The organism is Streptomyces sp. NPDC026538 (assembly GCF_055567535.1).
This window is the reverse complement of sequence record NZ_JBVHQG010000019.1, coordinates 1-16,318: the sequence shown is the minus strand read 5'-3', so window position 1 is coordinate 16,318 and position 16,318 is coordinate 1. Positions and strand designations below refer to the sequence as shown.

Below are 16,318 nucleotides of genomic sequence, written 5' to 3'. Positions count from 1 at the left end.
GACGTTCCTCGATACGTCAGTGCAAAAAATGGAGAGCTAATGTCATTGGAACAGCCCGCCCTCCCGTTATCGCGAAGCGCCACCGAGGTTTCCGCCGGCGAGTTACCCGCCGTTCTCGGCGGGTTCGATCTCAGCGACCAGGACCGGTTCGGTGCCGGTTTCCCGCACGAGGTCTTCGCCCGGCTCCGCCGGGAAGCACCGATCCTGCTGCACCCGCCGGGCCGCACCCGCGACGGCGAGAACTTCTGGGTCCTGTCCCGCTACGCCGACGTGGTCGAAGCCGCGGCCCATCCGCTGCTGTCCTCCCAGGGCGGCGGCGACCGTGAGGGCGGTGGCACCCACCTCGACGACCTGCCCGCCGGCACCTACTCCGGCGCGATGCTGAACATGATGGACGACCCCCGGCACCGGTTGCTGCGCGACCTGGTCAGCCCCTCGGTCACCGGTCCGGTCCTCGAGGCGCTCGCCCCGACCATCACCGAACGCGCCGAGACGATCATCGACGAGGTCGTCGAGCAGGGCTCCTGCGACTTCCAGAACGACGTGGCCGGCCGGTACTCGGTCGAGGTCATGGCCGCGCTGATGGGCATACCCCGCGCGGACTGGCCGCAGTTCGTCGACTGGACCGAAGTCGTGATGGGCTACGAGGACCGCGAGTCCGGCGAGGCCTCCTCCCGCAGCCAGGCCTCCCTGCTGGCCATGTACCAGTACGGCGTCAAGCTGATCGCCGAGAAGCGCGCCGACCCGGCCCGGGACTTCCTGTCCGTGATCGCCGCCGGTGACCTCCCGGAGGGTCAGGGCGAACCGCCGTTGCGTGACTACGAGCGCGAGGTGTTCGTCAACCTGCTGACCCTGGCCGGCAGCGAGCCCACCCGCAACGTGATCGCGGTCGGCCTGCTCGCCCTGGCCGAACGGCCGGAACAGTGGCAGGCGCTGCGCGCGGAACGCGCGCTGCTGGACAGCGCGGTCGAGGAGATGATGCGCTGGTCCACGCCGACGCCCTACAACCGGCGCACCGCCACCGAGGACTTCACCTTCAACGGCGTACGGTTCGGCCGCGGCGACAAGGTGACTCTGTGGTGGTCCTCGGCCAACCGGGACGAGAGCGTGTTCGAGGACGCCATGTCCTTCGACGTGCGCCGCAACCCCAACCCGCACGTGGCCTTCGGCCAGGGGCCGCACAGCTGCCTCGCCGCCGACCTCGCCCGTATCGAACTGCGCACGCTCTTCGGCGTGCTGCTCGACCGGGTCGCCGAGGTACGGCTGACCAGTCCGGTGCCCTGGGCCAACAACAGCAAGCACACGGTGGCCCTGAGAGTGCCCGTGGAGTTCGTCCGCGCCTGAGCCGGCCCGCGTCCTGCCGCGTACGGCGGACGCCCTCACCCCGGCCGCCGCGCGGCGGGTCCGGGGACGACGGTCACGACGTGGTGACCGCGGCAGCCTGAAGCGGACCGGTGCCCGGCGCCGGTCCGCGCCCCGCCCACCATCCGATCGGCCCGGTGCTGCCCCGGGCCGGACCTGCGGCATGCCCGCCGGCCGAACGCCGGGGGTGTTCGCGGGGTGTCCTCAGGAGGCCGCTCCGGCCAAGGGGCCGCTCAGCCCTGCCCGTGGCACAGCGCAACCGTGGACGTCCGGACAGCAGGTGCCGGGCGGATCAGACGTGTCCTCGATGAGACGACGTGGAGGAGGAGTCCGGCGTGGGTGACCGAGTGGGCAACGCCGCCGACCAGGAACCGGTGGCGGTCGTCGGCCTGGCGTGCCGGCTGCCGGGGGCGGCAGACCCCGCCGAGTTCTGGCGGCTGCTGCACGACGGACGGGACGCGCTGGGCGAACCCGGTCCACGGCGCTGCCACCCGGACGGCCCGGCGGTACCCGTACTGCCCTCCGGCGAACCGGTACGGGCGGGCTTCCTCGACCAGGTCGACTCCTTCGACGCCGGGTTCTTCGGCGTCTCCCCGGGCGAGGCGGCCGTGCTGGACCCGCAGCAGCGGCTGGTCCTCGAACTGGCCTGGGAGGCCTTCGAGGACGCCGGGATCGTCCCCGGCGACGGCGAGGGCCGACGCGGCACCGGGGTGTACGTGGGCGCCACCTACGACGACTACGCGACGCTGCGCGGCGCCCGTCTGAGTCCGCACTCGGCCACCGGACGCAACCGGGCGATGATCGCCAACCGGGTGTCCTACGCCCTGCGGCTGCGCGGCCCCAGCCTGGTGGTGGACAGCGCCCAGTCCTCCGCACTGCTCGCCGTCCACCTGGCCTGCCGGGCGCTGGCGGCGGGGGAGTGCACGACGGCGCTGGCCGGCGGCGTCAACCTGAACATCACCCAGGACGGCTACGACGTCACCCAGGCGCTCGGCGCGATCTCACCGGACGGACGCTGCCACACCTTCGACGAGCGGGCCGACGGATTCGTGCGCGGCGAGGGCGGCGCGGTCCTGGTGCTCAAACCGCTGTCGGCGGCACTGGCCGACGGGGACACCGTGCACGCGGTGATCCGCGGCAGCGCCGTCAACAACGACGGCGGCGGCGACTCGCTGACGGCCCCGCGCCAGGAGGCCCAGCAGGACGTGCTGCGCCTCGCCTGCGCGGCGGCCGGCGTGTCCCCGGCCGAGCTGGACTACGTGGAACTGCACGGCACCGGAACGCCGTTGGGCGATCCCGTGGAGGCCGCGGCGCTCGGCGCGGTGGCCGGACCCGGGCGGCGGCGGCCGCTGCTGGTCGGCTCGGTGAAGACCAACATCGGGCACCTGGAGGGCGCGGCCGGGATCGCCGGGCTGCTCAAGACGGTGCTCTGCCTGTCGCGCCGCGAACTGGTGCCCAGCCTGAACTTCCGGACCCCCAACCCACGGATCCCGCTGACGGAGCTGGGCCTGCGGGTGGTCACCGAGACCGGGCCGTGGCCCGCCACCCAGGGCCCGCTGCTCGCCGGGGTGAGCTCGTTCGGCATGGGCGGCGCCAACTGCCACCTGGTCCTCACCGAGCCGCCCGCTGACCGCCCGGCACCGGATCACGACACCGAGGGGTACGACGGCCCGGTCCTGGTTCCGCTGACCGCCCGGGCCCCGGCGGCCCTGACCGAACTGGCCGGCCTGCTGGGCGAGTCGACCGCGTCCCCGGTGGACCTGGCCTACTCGCTGGCCACCACGCGCAGTCCGCTGGAGCGGCGGGCGGTGCTGGTCGCGGAATCCGCCGACGAGGTGCCCGGCCTCCTGACGGCGCTGGCCGGGGACACGGCGAACGCCCGGGTGGTGCGCGGCACGGCCGTCGAGGGACGGACCGTGTTCCTCTTCGCCGGGCAGGGCAACCAGCGGCCGGGCATGGGCCGGGAGATCTACCGGCGCCACCCCGTGTTCGCCGCCGCCGTGGACGCCGTCGCCGCGGAACTGCGCCCGCACCTGCCCCGGCCGCTGCTCGACGTGGTCTTCGCCGAGGCGGGCTCGGCGGACGCGGCCCTGCTGGACGAACCGGCCTACACCCAGCCGGCGCTGTTCGCCGTCCAGGTCGGGCTGTACCGGCTGGTGGAGAGCTGGGGGATCACCCCGGACGCGGTTCTCGGCCACTCCTTCGGCGAACTGGCCGCCCTGCACGTCGCCGGGGCGATGTCGTCGGCCGACGCCTGCGCGCTGGTCGCCGCCCGCGGCAGGCTGATGCAGGACATCCCGCCCGGCGGGGCGATGGTCCTGGTCGAGGCGTCCGAGGCGGAGCTGCTGCCGGACGCCGAGGCGACCGGTGGGCTGGTGTCGATCGCCGCCCTCAACAGCCCCACCGCCACCGTGCTGTCCGGGGACGCGGACGCCACCCTGGCGATCGCCGCCCGCTGGTCCGCGCGGGGCCGGCGCACCCGCCGCATCCAGGTCCCGATCGCCAGCCACTCGCCGTACGTGGACGGCATCCTGGACGGGATGCGCGCGGCCGCCGCCCGCATCGACTGGCGCACCCCGGCCGTCCCGGTCATCTCCTCGCTGACCGGCGCCGAACTGGACGTCACCGGCCTCGACTGGCCGGAGTTCTGGGCCCGGCACACCCGCGGCACGGTACGGTTCGCCGACGCCGTCGCCACCGCCTGCGCGGACGGCGCCCGCACCTTCCTGGAACTCGGCCCGGACGGCACCCTGTGCGCCATGGGCCCGGGCAGCGCGCCCGAGGACGTGGCGTTCGTCTCCGCGCTGACCGGCGGCGAACGCCCCGATCCACGCTCCCTGCTCACCGCGGTGGCCCGGGTGCACACCCGCGGCGTCCCCGTGGACTGGGCGCGGTTCTACGACGGCTCCGGCGCCCGGCGGATCCCGCTGCCCACCTACCCCTTCCAGCGCCGGCGGCACTGGATCGCCGGGGTGACGGCCACCGGCGGCGCGACCCCCGTCGTACCCGCCGTGTCAGCCGCACCGGAGACCGGGGCACCGGCCCGGCCCGACTCGGGACTCGCCGGGCTGCCCGCGGCCGAGCGGGAGCAGGCGGTGCGGGCGCTGGTGCGTGCCGAGGTGGCCGCGGCGCTGGAGCTGGACTCCGCCGAACAGCTGGACATGCGGCGGCCGTTCAAGGACCTGGGCTTCGGCTCGCTGATGACGGTGGAGCTGGGGCAGCGGCTGGCCGAGGTGACCGGGGTACGGCTGCCCGCCACCGCCGTACTCGACCACCCCACCCCGGAACGGATCACCGCGCACCTGACCGCCGAACTGGCCGCCGGGACACCACAGGACATCGGGCCCGAGAGGCCGCCTTCGGATCCCGCGCCCGCCACCGACCCGATCGCGATCGTCGGGATGGCCTGCCGGTTCCCCGGTGGGGTCGGCTCGCCCGAGGAGCTGTGGGACCTGGTGGCCGCCGGCACCGACGCGATCGGCGGCTTCCCCACCGACCGCGGCTGGGACCTGGACGGGCTCTTCGACGCGGACCCGGACCGGCCGGGCCGCAGCTACGCGCGCACCGGCGGATTCCTGTACGGGGCCGCCGAGTTCGACGCGGGCCTGTTCGGCATCTCGCCGCGCGAGGCCCTCGCCATGGACCCCCAGCAGCGGCTGCTCCTGGAGACGTCCTGGGAGGCACTGGAGCGGGCCGGTATCGATCCGCTCTCCCTGCGGGACAGCGCGACCGGAGTGTTCTCCGGGGTCATGGCACAGGACTACGGCCCCCGGATGCACGAGGGCGCCGACGGCCTCGACGGCTACGTGCTGACCGGCACCACCGCCAGCGTGGCCTCCGGCCGCGTCGCCTACAGCCTGGGACTGCGCGGGCCCGCGGTCACCGTGGACACCGCCTGCTCCTCGTCGCTGGTGGCGGTGCATCTCGCCGCCCAGGCGCTGCGGTCGGGGGAGTGCTCGCTGGCGCTGGCCGGCGGGGTGACGGTGATGCCCACCCCCGGCATCTTCGTGGAGTTCTCCCGGCAGCGCGGACTCGCGGCGGACGGGCGGTGCAAGTCGTTCGCGGCGGCGGCCGACGGCACCGGCTGGGCGGAGGGCGCCGGTCAGCTCGTCCTGGAACGGCTGTCCGACGCGCGCCGCAACGGCCACCCCGTGCTCGCGGTACTGCGCGGCTCGGCGGTGAACCAGGACGGCGCCTCCAACGGCCTGACCGCCCCCAACGGCCCCGCGCAGGAAGGCGTGATCCGCACCGCGCTGGCCACCGCCGGACTCTCCGGCGCGGACGTGGACCTGGTGGAGGCACACGGCACCGGCACCACCCTGGGCGACCCGATCGAGGCCCACGCACTGCTGGCCACCTACGGCCGGAACCGCGCCGGCGACCCGCTCTGGCTGGGCTCGCTGAAGTCCAACATCGGGCACACCCAGGCCGCCGCCGGCGTCGCGGGTGTGATCAAGGTCGTACAGGCGCTGCGGCACGGGCTGCTGCCGCGCACCCTGCACGTGGACGAACCCTCGCCGTACGTGGACTGGTCGGCCGGTGAGGTGCGGCTGCTGACGGAGGCGCGGCCGTGGCCGGAGCGCGGCCGGCCGCGCCGGGCCGGGGTCTCCTCGTTCGGGATCAGCGGCACCAACGCCCATGTCATCGTGGAGCAGGCACCCGAGGTGGTGCCGGCGGAACCCGCGCCGGCACCGGATCAAGCGGTGCGGTCCGCTCCCGTACCGGTGGTGGTGTCCGGGCAGACGGCGGCCGCGTTACGGGCGCAGGCGGCACGGCTGGCCGCACACCTGGAGAGCGAGCCGGGGGCGGCTCTCGCGGACGTCGCCCGCGCGGCCGCCACCACCCGGGCCGCGCTCCCGCACCGCGCCGTGTTCACCGCGACCGACCGCACGGACCTGGTACGAGGGCTGCGCGCCCTCGCCGCCGACGAGGAGACGCCCGGCCTGGTGCGCGGAACGGCCGACGTCGCCGGCCGCACGGTGTTCGTGTTTCCGGGGCAGGGGGCGCAGTGGGCGGGGATGGCGGTGGAACTGCTCGATTCCTCGCCGGTGTTCACGGAGCGGATCGCCGAGTGTGCCGCGGCGCTGGACGAGTTCGTGGACTGGTCGTTGCTGGGTGTGCTGCGGGGTGAGGCCGGGCAGCCGGGGCTGGACCGGGTGGACGTGGTGCAGCCGGTGTCGTTCGCGGTGATGGTGTCGCTGGCCGCGTTGTGGCGGTCGTTCGGGGTGGAGCCGGACGCGGTGGTGGGGCATTCGCAGGGGGAGATCGCCGCCGCGTGTGTGGCGGGGGCGCTGTCCCTGCGCGACGCCGCCAAGGTGAGCGCGCTGCGCAGCGCCGCGCTCGGCGCGCTGTCCGGTGCCGGCGGGATGATGTCGGTGGCGCTCCCGGTCGCCGAACTGGAGCCGCGGCTGGCACGCTGGGACGGGCGGGTGTCGGTCGCCGCGGTCAACGGGCCAGCGGCGGTGGTCCTTTCCGGGGAACCCGGAGCCCTGCGGGAACTCGAGGCCGAGCTGACCGCCGAAGGCGCGCGGGCCCGGCTGGTCGCGGTGGACTACGCCTCGCACTCCGCACAGGTGGAGCGCATCCGCGCGGAACTGCTGGACCGGCTCGCCGGACTGGAGCCGCGCGGCTCCGAGGTCCCCTTCTACTCCACGGTCACCGGCGAACGGCTCGACACGGCAACCCTGGACGCCGGGTACTGGTACCGGAACCTGCGCCAGACCGTCCGCTTCGAGGAGACCATCCGCGAACTGGACCGCACCGGGCACCGCGTGTTCGTCGAGACCAGCCCGCACCCGATCCTGACCGCCGCCGTCCAGGACACCGTCGAGGCGGCGGGCAGCACGGCCGTGGTGGTCGGCTCGCTGCGCCGTGACCAGGGCGGCCCCGGCCGGTTCCTGCAGTCGCTGGCCGAGGCACAGGTACGCGGTGTCCCCGTGAAGTGGACCCCTGCCTTCGGCGCCCCGGGCCACCGGACGGAGCTGCCCACCTACGCCTTCCAGCGCCGGCGCTACTGGCTGCCCACCCCGGTGGGCGGCACGGACCCCGCCGGGCTCGGGCTGGACGCCACCGCCCACCCCCTCCTGGGCGCCGCCGCGCCGGTGGCCGCCACCGGTGAACTGCTGCTGACCGGAGAGCTGTCCCGGCAGCGGCAGCCCTGGCTGGCCGACCACACCGTCTTCGGCACCGCCGTACTGCCCGGGACGGCCTTCGTGGAGATGGCCGTGCGCGCCGGGGACGAGGCGGGCTGCCGGGTGCTGGAGGAGCTGACCGTGCACGCGCCGCTGACCCTGCCCGAGCGGGGCGGCGTGCGCGTACAGGTGGCGCTCGGCGCGCCCGGCGAGGACGGCGGCCGGGCCGTGGACGTGTACTCCCGCGCAGGTGACGGACCCGAGTGGACACACCACGCCACCGGCAGGCTCGGCACGACGGAGGTCCCCCCGCCCGCGACCGGCGACTGGCCGCCGGCCGGCGCCACCCCGGTCGAACTCACCGACCGCTACCCGGCACTGGCCCGGCTCGGCTACGGCTACGGGCCGGTCTTCCAGGGCCTGCGCCGGCTGTGGCGGCACGGCGAGGACCTGTTCGCCGAAGCCGCCCTGCCCGAACCGGCGACGGCGGACGCCGGAGCGTACGGGCTGCACCCGGCCCTGCTGGACGCGGCACTGCACGCGGCCGTCCCGGTCGACGCCACGGCCACCACCGGGCTGCCGTTCGCCTTCACCGGCGTCCGGCTGTACCGGACCGGTGCCACCGCGGCGCGGGTACGGCTGCGCCCCGCGGCCGGCGGAGCCGTGTCCCTCACCGTGACCGACGCCGAGGACAACCCCGTCGCGGTGATCGACTCCCTGGCGTTCCGCCCGGTCAGCGCCGAACAGCTCGCCGTCGGCCGCCGGGACCACCTGTACCGCACCGGCTGGGTTCCGTCGCCGCCCCCGGCGCAGGACGGGACCTGGACCTGGCTGTCGGACCTGGATCCGGACGGGCCGGCGCCCGCGGTGGTGGGTGTCGCGGTGGCCGGGGTGACCGACGCCCTGACGATGACGCGGCGCTGGCTGGCCGACGAGCGGTTCGCCGCATCGAGGCTGGTACTGCTCACGCGCGGCGCGGTCGCCACCGGCCCGGGCGAGCCGGTCGATCCGGACGCGGCGGCGGTGTGGGGTCTGGTGCGCAGTGCCCAGACGGAGAACCCGGACCGCTTCGTCCTGGTCGACACGGACGGCCACCCCGCGTCCGAGGCGTCGTTGACCCGGCCGGCCGCGACCGGCGAAGCCCAACTTGCCCTGCGTGCAGGACGGTTGCTGGTCCCGCGACTGACCCGGGTGACGGAGGCGGCCGGGGAAGTTCCTTGGACGGCTGAGGACGTCGTACTGGTCACCGGGGCGAGCGGCACCCTCGGAGGGCTGGTGGCACGGCACTTGGTGGAGCGTCACGGGGTGCGTGGTGTGGTGCTGGCTTCCCGGCGGGGCGCTGACGCGCCGGGAATGACCGAACTGGGCGCTGAACTAGAGGAGTTGGGTGCCGCGGTAGCGGTCGTGGCGTGTGATGTGGCCGAGCGGGAGGCGGTGGCCGCTTTGCTGGCCGAGCACCCGGTGACGGCCGTGGTGCACGCCGCCGGGATTCTCGACGACGGGGTGCTGGCCGCGCTCACCCCCGAGCGGGTGACCGAGGTGTTCCGGGCGAAGGTGGACGGCGCCCGCCACCTGGCCGAGCTGACCGGCCCGGAACTCACGGCGTTCGTGCTCTTCTCCTCGGTGGCCGGGACGCTGGGCAACGCGGGGCAGGCCGCCTACGCGGCGGCCAACGCCGCGCTGGACGGGCTGGCCGCCCAGCGCCGGGCCGCCGGGCTGCCCGCGACCGCGGTGGCCTGGGGGCTGTGGGCAGAGAGCAGCGGTATGACCGAGGGCATGGCGGACACGGACCGGGCCCGGCTGGCCCGCGCCGGCGTGGTGCCGCTGGACTCCGCCACCGCACTGGACCTGTTCGACACGGCAACCGCCCTGGACGAGCCGGTGCTGCTCGCCGCCCGCCTGGACCCGGTGGCGCTGCGCGAGCGGGCGGCCGAGGGCGTGCTGTCGCCGGTGCTGGGCGCACTGGTGCCGGTGGTGCGTCGCGCCGCCGCCACGGAGGCTCCGGCGGACGGCGACGGGCTGCTGCGGCGGCTGGCGGAGGGGGAGCCGCTGCGGGTGCTCCAGGACCTGGTACTCACCCAGGCGGCGGTGGTGCTCGGCCACTCCGACCCGGACGGCCTGTCACCGGACCGGCCGTTCAAGGACTTCGGCTTCGACTCGCTGACCGCGGTGGAACTGCGCAACCGGCTGGGCCGGGCAACCGGCCTACGGCTGCCCGCGACCGTGGTCTTCGACCACCCCACCCCCGCCGCACTCGCCGGATACCTGCGCGGCGAAGTCATCGGCGACGCCGCTGCCGGCAGCGGCCCGCCCGCCGCCCCGGTGGTCGCCGCGGACGAGCCGATCGCGATCATCGGCATGGCCTGCCGCTTCCCGGGCGGGGTCGCCTCCCCGGAGGACCTGTGGGACCTGGTGGCCGACGGCGTCGACGCCGTCGGCGGGTTCCCCACCGACCGGGGCTGGGACGTCACCGGCCTGTACGACCCCGACCCGGACCACCCGGGCACCAGCTACACCCGGCACGGCGGCTTCCTCTACGACGCCGGCCGGTTCGACGCCGGGCTGTTCGGGATCTCGCCGCGCGAGGCCCTCGCCATGGACCCGCAGCAGCGGCTGCTCCTGGAGACCTCCTGGGAGGCACTGGAGCGCGCCGGGATCGACCCGTCCGCGGTACGCGGCAGCCAGACCGGCGTGTTCACCGGCGTGATGTACCACGACTACGCCACCGCGCTGCGGGAACTGCCCGAGGGCGTCGAGGGGCACCTGCTCACCGGCACCGCCGGAAGCGTCGCCTCCGGCCGGGTCGCCTACACGCTCGGCCTGCAGGGGCCCGCGGTCACCGTGGACACGGCATGCTCCTCCTCGCTGGTGGCCATGCACCTCGCGGCCCAGGCGCTGCGCTCCGGTGAGTGCTCACTGGCCCTGGCGGGCGGTGTGACGGTGATGGCCGAGCCGACCACGTTCACCGCGTTCTCCCGGCAGCGCGGACTCGCCGCCGACGGACGGTGCAAGCCCTACGCCGGGGCCGCCGACGGCACCGGCTGGTCCGAGGGCGCCGGCCTGCTGCTGCTCGAACCGCTCTCCGCCGCGCGCCGCAACGGCCACCGCGTGCTGGCCGTGCTGCGCGGCTCGGCCGTCAACCAGGACGGCGCGTCCAACGGCCTGACCGCTCCCAACGGCCCCTCGCAGGAACGGGTGATCCGCACCGCGCTGGCCGCCGCCGGAGTCCTGCCCCAGGAGGTCGACGCGGTCGAGGGCCACGGCACCGGGACACCGCTGGGCGACCCGATCGAGGCGCAGGCGCTGCTGGCCACCTACGGCCGGGACCGTGACGGCGATCCGCTGTGGCTGGGGTCGGTCAAGTCCAACATCGGGCACGCGCAGGCCGCGGCCGGAGTGGCCGGCGTGATCAAGATGGTGCAGGCGATACGGCACGGGGTGCTGCCCCGCACCCTGCACGTCGACGAGCCCTCCCCGCACGTGGACTGGTCGGCCGGTGAGGTGCGGCTGCTGACGGAGGCGCGGCCCTGGCCGGAGCGCGGCCGGCCACGCCGGGCCGGGGTGTCCTCGTTCGGCATCAGCGGCACCAACGCGCATGTCGTCATCGAGCAGGCGGAGCCGGAGGCGTCCGCCGAGGCCGGGCGAGTCGACGGGTCCGGTGAGCCCGGGCAGGCCGAGGTGTTCGCCGAGGCCGGGCGGGTCGAAGGGCTCGTCGGGGTCGGGCAGGCGGACGTGTTCGCTGGGGCGCGGCCGTACACCGAGCCTCGGCTGATGCCGGTCGTGGTGTCGGGGCAGACCGACGAGGCCCTGCGCGCGCAGGCCGCCCGGCTGGCGGCGCATCTCGCCGCGCACCCCGGCGGCCGGGTGCGGGACATCGCCTGGTCCAGCGTGGCCGGCCGGGCCGCGCTGGAGCATCGCGCGGTCGTCCTGGCCGCGGATCCGGAGCAACTGGGCGAGCGGCTCGGCGCGCTGGCCGAGGGCCGTGACGTCCCGGGTGTGGTGCGCGGCACCGCGGCCGACGCGGCACGGCGGGTGGCGTTCGTGTTCCCCGGGCAGGGCGCCCAGTGGGCCGGGATGGCGCTGGAACTGCTCGACTCCGCGCCGGTGTTCGCGGCCCGGCTGGCCGAGTGCGCCGCCGCGATCGAGTCGTACGTCGACTGGTCGGTACTGGACGTGCTGCGCGGGCTGCCGGGCGCGCCGACGCTGGAGCGGGTGGACGTGGTGCAGCCGGTGACCTTCGCGGTCACCGTGTCGCTGGCCGCGCTGTGGCGCTCGTACGGTGTGGAACCGGAGGCTGTGATCGGCCACTCGCAGGGCGAGATCGCCGCCGCCTGCGTGGCCGGGGCACTGTCGCTGGCCGACGCCGCCGCGGTGGTGTGCCTGCGCAGCCGCGCGCTGACCGAACTGTCCGGCAAGGGCGGCATGATGTCGGTGGCGCTGCCCGCCGACGAGGTGCGGGCCCTGTTCACCGACGACCGGCTGGGCGTGGCCGCGGTCAACAGCCCCACGTCCACCGTCGTCTCCGGCGACCCGGACGCCCTGGAAGAGCTGCGGGCCGCCTGCGAGGAGCGCGGGGTGCGGGCCCGTCGTATCGCGGTGGACTACGCCTCGCACTCCACCCATGTCACCGCCGTCAAGGACAGTCTGGCCGAACTGCTCGCGGGGATCAGTCCGCAGGCGGCGCGCACCGAGCTGTACTCCACGGTCACCGGACAGCGACTGGACACGCGCGAGCTCACCGGTGACTACTGGTACACCAACCTCCGTCAGACCGTCCGGTTCGCCGACGCGGTGCGCACCGCGCTGGACGCCGGGATCGGCACCTTCATCGAGGTGAGCCCGCATCCGGTGGTCGCCCCGGGCGTGCAGGAGACGGTGGACGCCGCCGGCGCGCGGGCCGCCGTACTGGCCACGCTGCGGCGCGACGACGGCGGCTGGCCGCGTTTCGCCCAGTCGCTGGCCGAGGCGCAGGTGCGCGGGGCCGGGGTACGGCTGGCCGAGGTGTTCGAGGGGACCGGTGCCCGACGGGTCGACCTGCCCACGTACGCCTTCCAGCATCGCTGGTACTGGCTGGCCGAGCAGGCCGGACCCCGCTCCGACACCTGGCGCTACCGCGTCGAGTGGCGTCCCGCGGGACCGCCGGAGCGCACCGAAGCGGACGGCGAGTGGCTGGCGCTGGTGCCCGCCTCGAGTACGGATCAGGACTGGCTGAAGATGCTCACCGGCGGCCTTCCGGTGCGGACCCTCACCGTGGACACCGAGCATGCCGACCGCGCCGGCCTCACCGACCGGCTGCGCCGTGCGCTGGCCGAGCACCCCCCGCGCGGGGTGCTGTCCCTGCTGGCCGCCGACCGCCGCCCGCACCCCGACCACCCGGTGGTGCCCGCCGGGGTCGCGGCCACCCTGGCGCTGGTGCAGGCGCTCGGTGATCTGGAGGCGGCCGTCCCGCTGTGGCTGGTGACCTCCGGCGCGGTCAGCACCGGCAACACCGATCCGCTGCGCGAACCGAGTGCGGCGCAGGTGTGGGGCCTGGGCCGGGTGGCGATGCTGGAACAGCCGGCGTTCTGGGGCGGCCTCCTCGACCTGCCCGCCGACCTCGACGCGACCGTGCTGGAACAGCTGCGCGCGGTGCTCGCGGGCGGCTGGGGCGAGGAGGACCAACTCGCGGTGCGCGGATCCGGCACGCTGCTACGGCGGTTGGTGCGCGCCCCGCTCGACGGCGGTGCGGCCGGTGACTGGCAGGCCCGGGACACCGCGCTCGTGACCGGCGGCACCGGCGCGCTCGGTCCGGAGGTCGCCCGCTGGCTCGCCGCGCAGGGCGTACGGCACGTGGTACTGGTCAGCCGCAGCGGCGCACACGCCGAGGGGATCGCCGAACTGACGGCCGAACTCGAGGGCCTCGGCGTCCGGCTGACCGCGCGCTCCTGTGACATCGGCGACCGGGCCGCCGTGGCCGCCCTGCTGGCCGGGCTGCGCGAGCAGGGCGACGTGGTGCGCACGGTGGTGCACGCCGCCGCGCTGATGCGGCTGGCCCCGCTCCCGGACACCGACCTCGCCGAGTACGCCGACGTCCTCACCGCCAAGGTCCAGGGCGCCCGGCACCTCGTCGAACTGCTCGACCCGGCCGAACTGGACGCTCTGGTCCTCTACTCCTCCATCGCCGGGGTGTGGGGCAGCGGCGACCACGGCGCCTACGCCGCCGCCAACGCCGAACTCGACGCCCTCGCCGAGCAGGCCCGCGCCACCGGTCTGCCGGTCACCTCGGTGGCCTGGGGCGTCTGGGACGGCGCCCGCTTCCCCGACGGGGTCGACGCCGACCAACTGCGCCGCCAAGGACTGCCGTTGATCGCCCCCGGACCGGCGCTGGACGCACTCCGTACTGTCCTCGAACGAGCCGAGAGCGGGCTGTCCGTCGCCGACGTCGACTGGGCCAGGTTCATGCCGCTGTTCGCCTCCGCGCGCAGCAGGCCGCTGTTCGCCGAGATCCCCGAGGCCCGGCGCGTGCTGGACGGGCCGCCCGCACCGGAGTCGCAGCCGTCCGGCTCCCCCTGGGCACAGCGACTGGCCGGACTGTCGGACACCGAACGCCGCAGCACCCTGCTACGGCTGGTACGCGAACAGGCGGCCGTCGTACTGGGCCACTCCGGTGCGACCGCCATCGGCGCCGACCACGCCTTCCGCGATCTGGGATACGACTCGCTGACCGGGATCGAACTGCGCAACCGGCTCGGCGAGGCGACCGGTCTGGCGCTGCCCGCCACCCTCGTCTTCGACCAGCCCACTCCGGCCGCGGTCGCCGCATACCTGCTCACCCGGCTCGCGCCCCCCGAACCACCCCTCCTCACCGAACTGGACCGGCTCGCCGAGCGGCTGTCCCGGGCGGACGCCGACGACGACCGGGCCGGTGTCGAACTGCGGCTGCGGGCGATGCTCGCGCAGTTCAGCGGGGACCTCGGCAACGACGACGAGGACTTCGACCCGATGTCGAACGAGGAGATGTACGACCTCATCGACCGTGAACTCGGCGCGAACTGAAGGGGGTTGCACATGTCCGAGGAAGAGAAGCTGCGCGGCTACCTGAACCGGGTCATGGTCGACCTGCGCAAGGCCAACCGCCGCCTGCAGGACGTCGAACAGTCCCGCACCGAACCCATCGCCGTCGTCGGCATGGCCTGCCGCTACCCCGGCGGGGTCCGCTCCCCGGAAGACCTGTGGCGGGTGCTGTCCGAGGGCCGGGACGTCACCGGCGAACTGCCCACCGACCGCGGCTGGGACGTCGACGGCCTCTACGACCCCGACCCGGAGCGCTCCGGCCACAGCTACGTACGGCGCGGCGGTTTCCTGGACGACCCCGGCGCGTTCGACGCGGGCTTCTTCGGGATCTCGCCGCGCGAGGCACTGGCCATGGACCCGCAGCAGCGGCTGCTCCTGGAGACCTCCTGGGAGGCACTGGAGCGGGCCGGCATCGACCCCACCGCACTGCGCGGCACCCGCACCGGAGTGTTCGTCGGCCAGAACTACCAGGAGTACGGCACCGGCCTGGCCCACGCCCCCGCGAGCGTCGAGGGACACCTGGTCACCGGCGTGGTGCCCAGCGTCCTCTCCGGCCGGATCTCCTACACCCTCGGCGTCGAGGGCCCGGCCATCACCCTCGACACCGCCTGCTCGACCTCCCTGGTCACCCTGCACCTGGCCGTGCAGTCGCTGCGCAACGGAGAGTCCACGCTGGCCCTCTCCGGCGGCGTGACCGTATTGGCCGGACCGGGACCGCTCATCGAGTTCAGCCGCCAGCGGGTGCTGGCCGCCGACGGCCGTTGCAAGGCGTTCTCCGCCGCCGCCGACGGCATGGGCATGGCCGAGGGCGTCGGCATGCTGGTGCTGGAGCGGCTGTCCGATGCGCGGGCCAACGGCCATGAGGTGCTGGCGGTGGTGCGCGGTTCGGCGGTGAACCAGGACGGCGCGTCCAACGGGCTCACCGCACCCAACGGCCCCTCGCAGCAGCGCGTCATCCGAGCCGCCCTGGACGCCGCCGGGCTGAACCCCGCCGACGTCGACGTGGTGGAGGCGCACGGCACCGGCACCTCCCTGGGCGACCCCATCGAGGCACAGGCCCTGCAGGCCACCTACGGCGCCGACCGTGAACGGCCGCTGCTTCTCGGCACGGTGAAGTCCAACATCGGGCACACCCTCGCCGCCGCCGGAGTGGCCGGGGTGATCAAGTCCGTGCTGGCACTGCGCCACGAGACCGTGCCGAAGACCCTGCACGCGGACACCCCGTCCCGGCACATCGACTGGTCCTCCGGCACCCTCTCGCTGGCCACCGAGGCGGTGCCCTGGCCACGCGGGGAGCGGCCGCGCCGCGCGGCGGTGTCCTCCTTCGGCATCAGCGGCACCAACGCCCACGTCATCCTGGAAGAGGCTCCCGTGCCGGAGGGCACGGAGCAGGCGGCGGCCCCGAAGCCGGTGCTCTCCCTCCCGGTGCCGGTGGTGCTCTCCGGCCGTGGCGCGACGGGCCTGGCCGACCAGGCCGCACGACTGCGCGAGTTCGTCGCGGCCGACCCCGAACTGACCGTCGCCCGGCTGGCGTTCGCCACCGCCACCACCCGGGCCGCCCTGGAGCATCGCGGTGCGGTGGTGGCCGCGGATCGCGATGAACTGCTGGCCGGACTGGCGGAGTTGGCCGATGGAGGGCCGGGCGCGGTCCGCGCGGTGGCTGACCGGGGTGGGCTTACGGGGTTCTTGTTCTCGGGGCAGGGGTCGCAGTGGTCGGGAATGGGTGGGGAGCTGGCTGAGAAGTATCCGGTGTTCGCGGAGTCGTTCGCGGA

The 16,318-nt window shown here is 74.8% G+C and carries 2 protein-coding genes and 1 pseudogene; all 3 read left to right on the top strand.

Annotation, left to right across the window (positions count from 1 at the left end):
* Window positions 1-39 precede the first annotated feature (39 nt).
* Window positions 40-1,344: a cytochrome P450 gene (locus ACZ4N4_RS44080; RefSeq protein ID WP_467599895.1), complete on the top strand. Its 1,305-nt coding sequence runs from the start codon at window positions 40-42 to the stop codon at window positions 1,342-1,344.
* Between the two features lie 353 nt (window positions 1,345-1,697).
* A pseudogene (locus tag ACZ4N4_RS44075) lies at window positions 1,698-14,280 on the top strand (type I polyketide synthase); the annotation flags it as partial.
* Between the two features lie 260 nt (window positions 14,281-14,540).
* A partial coding sequence (locus ACZ4N4_RS44070; RefSeq protein ID WP_467599892.1) for a type I polyketide synthase occupies window positions 14,541-16,318 on the top strand: 1,778 nt, incomplete at its 3' end.

Bases quoted from the DNA above. Each gene is read 5' to 3' on its own strand.
- ACZ4N4_RS44080 (WP_467599895.1), top strand. From the start codon at position 40: ATGTCATTGGAACAGCCCGCCCTCCCGTTATCGCGAAGCGCCACCGAG.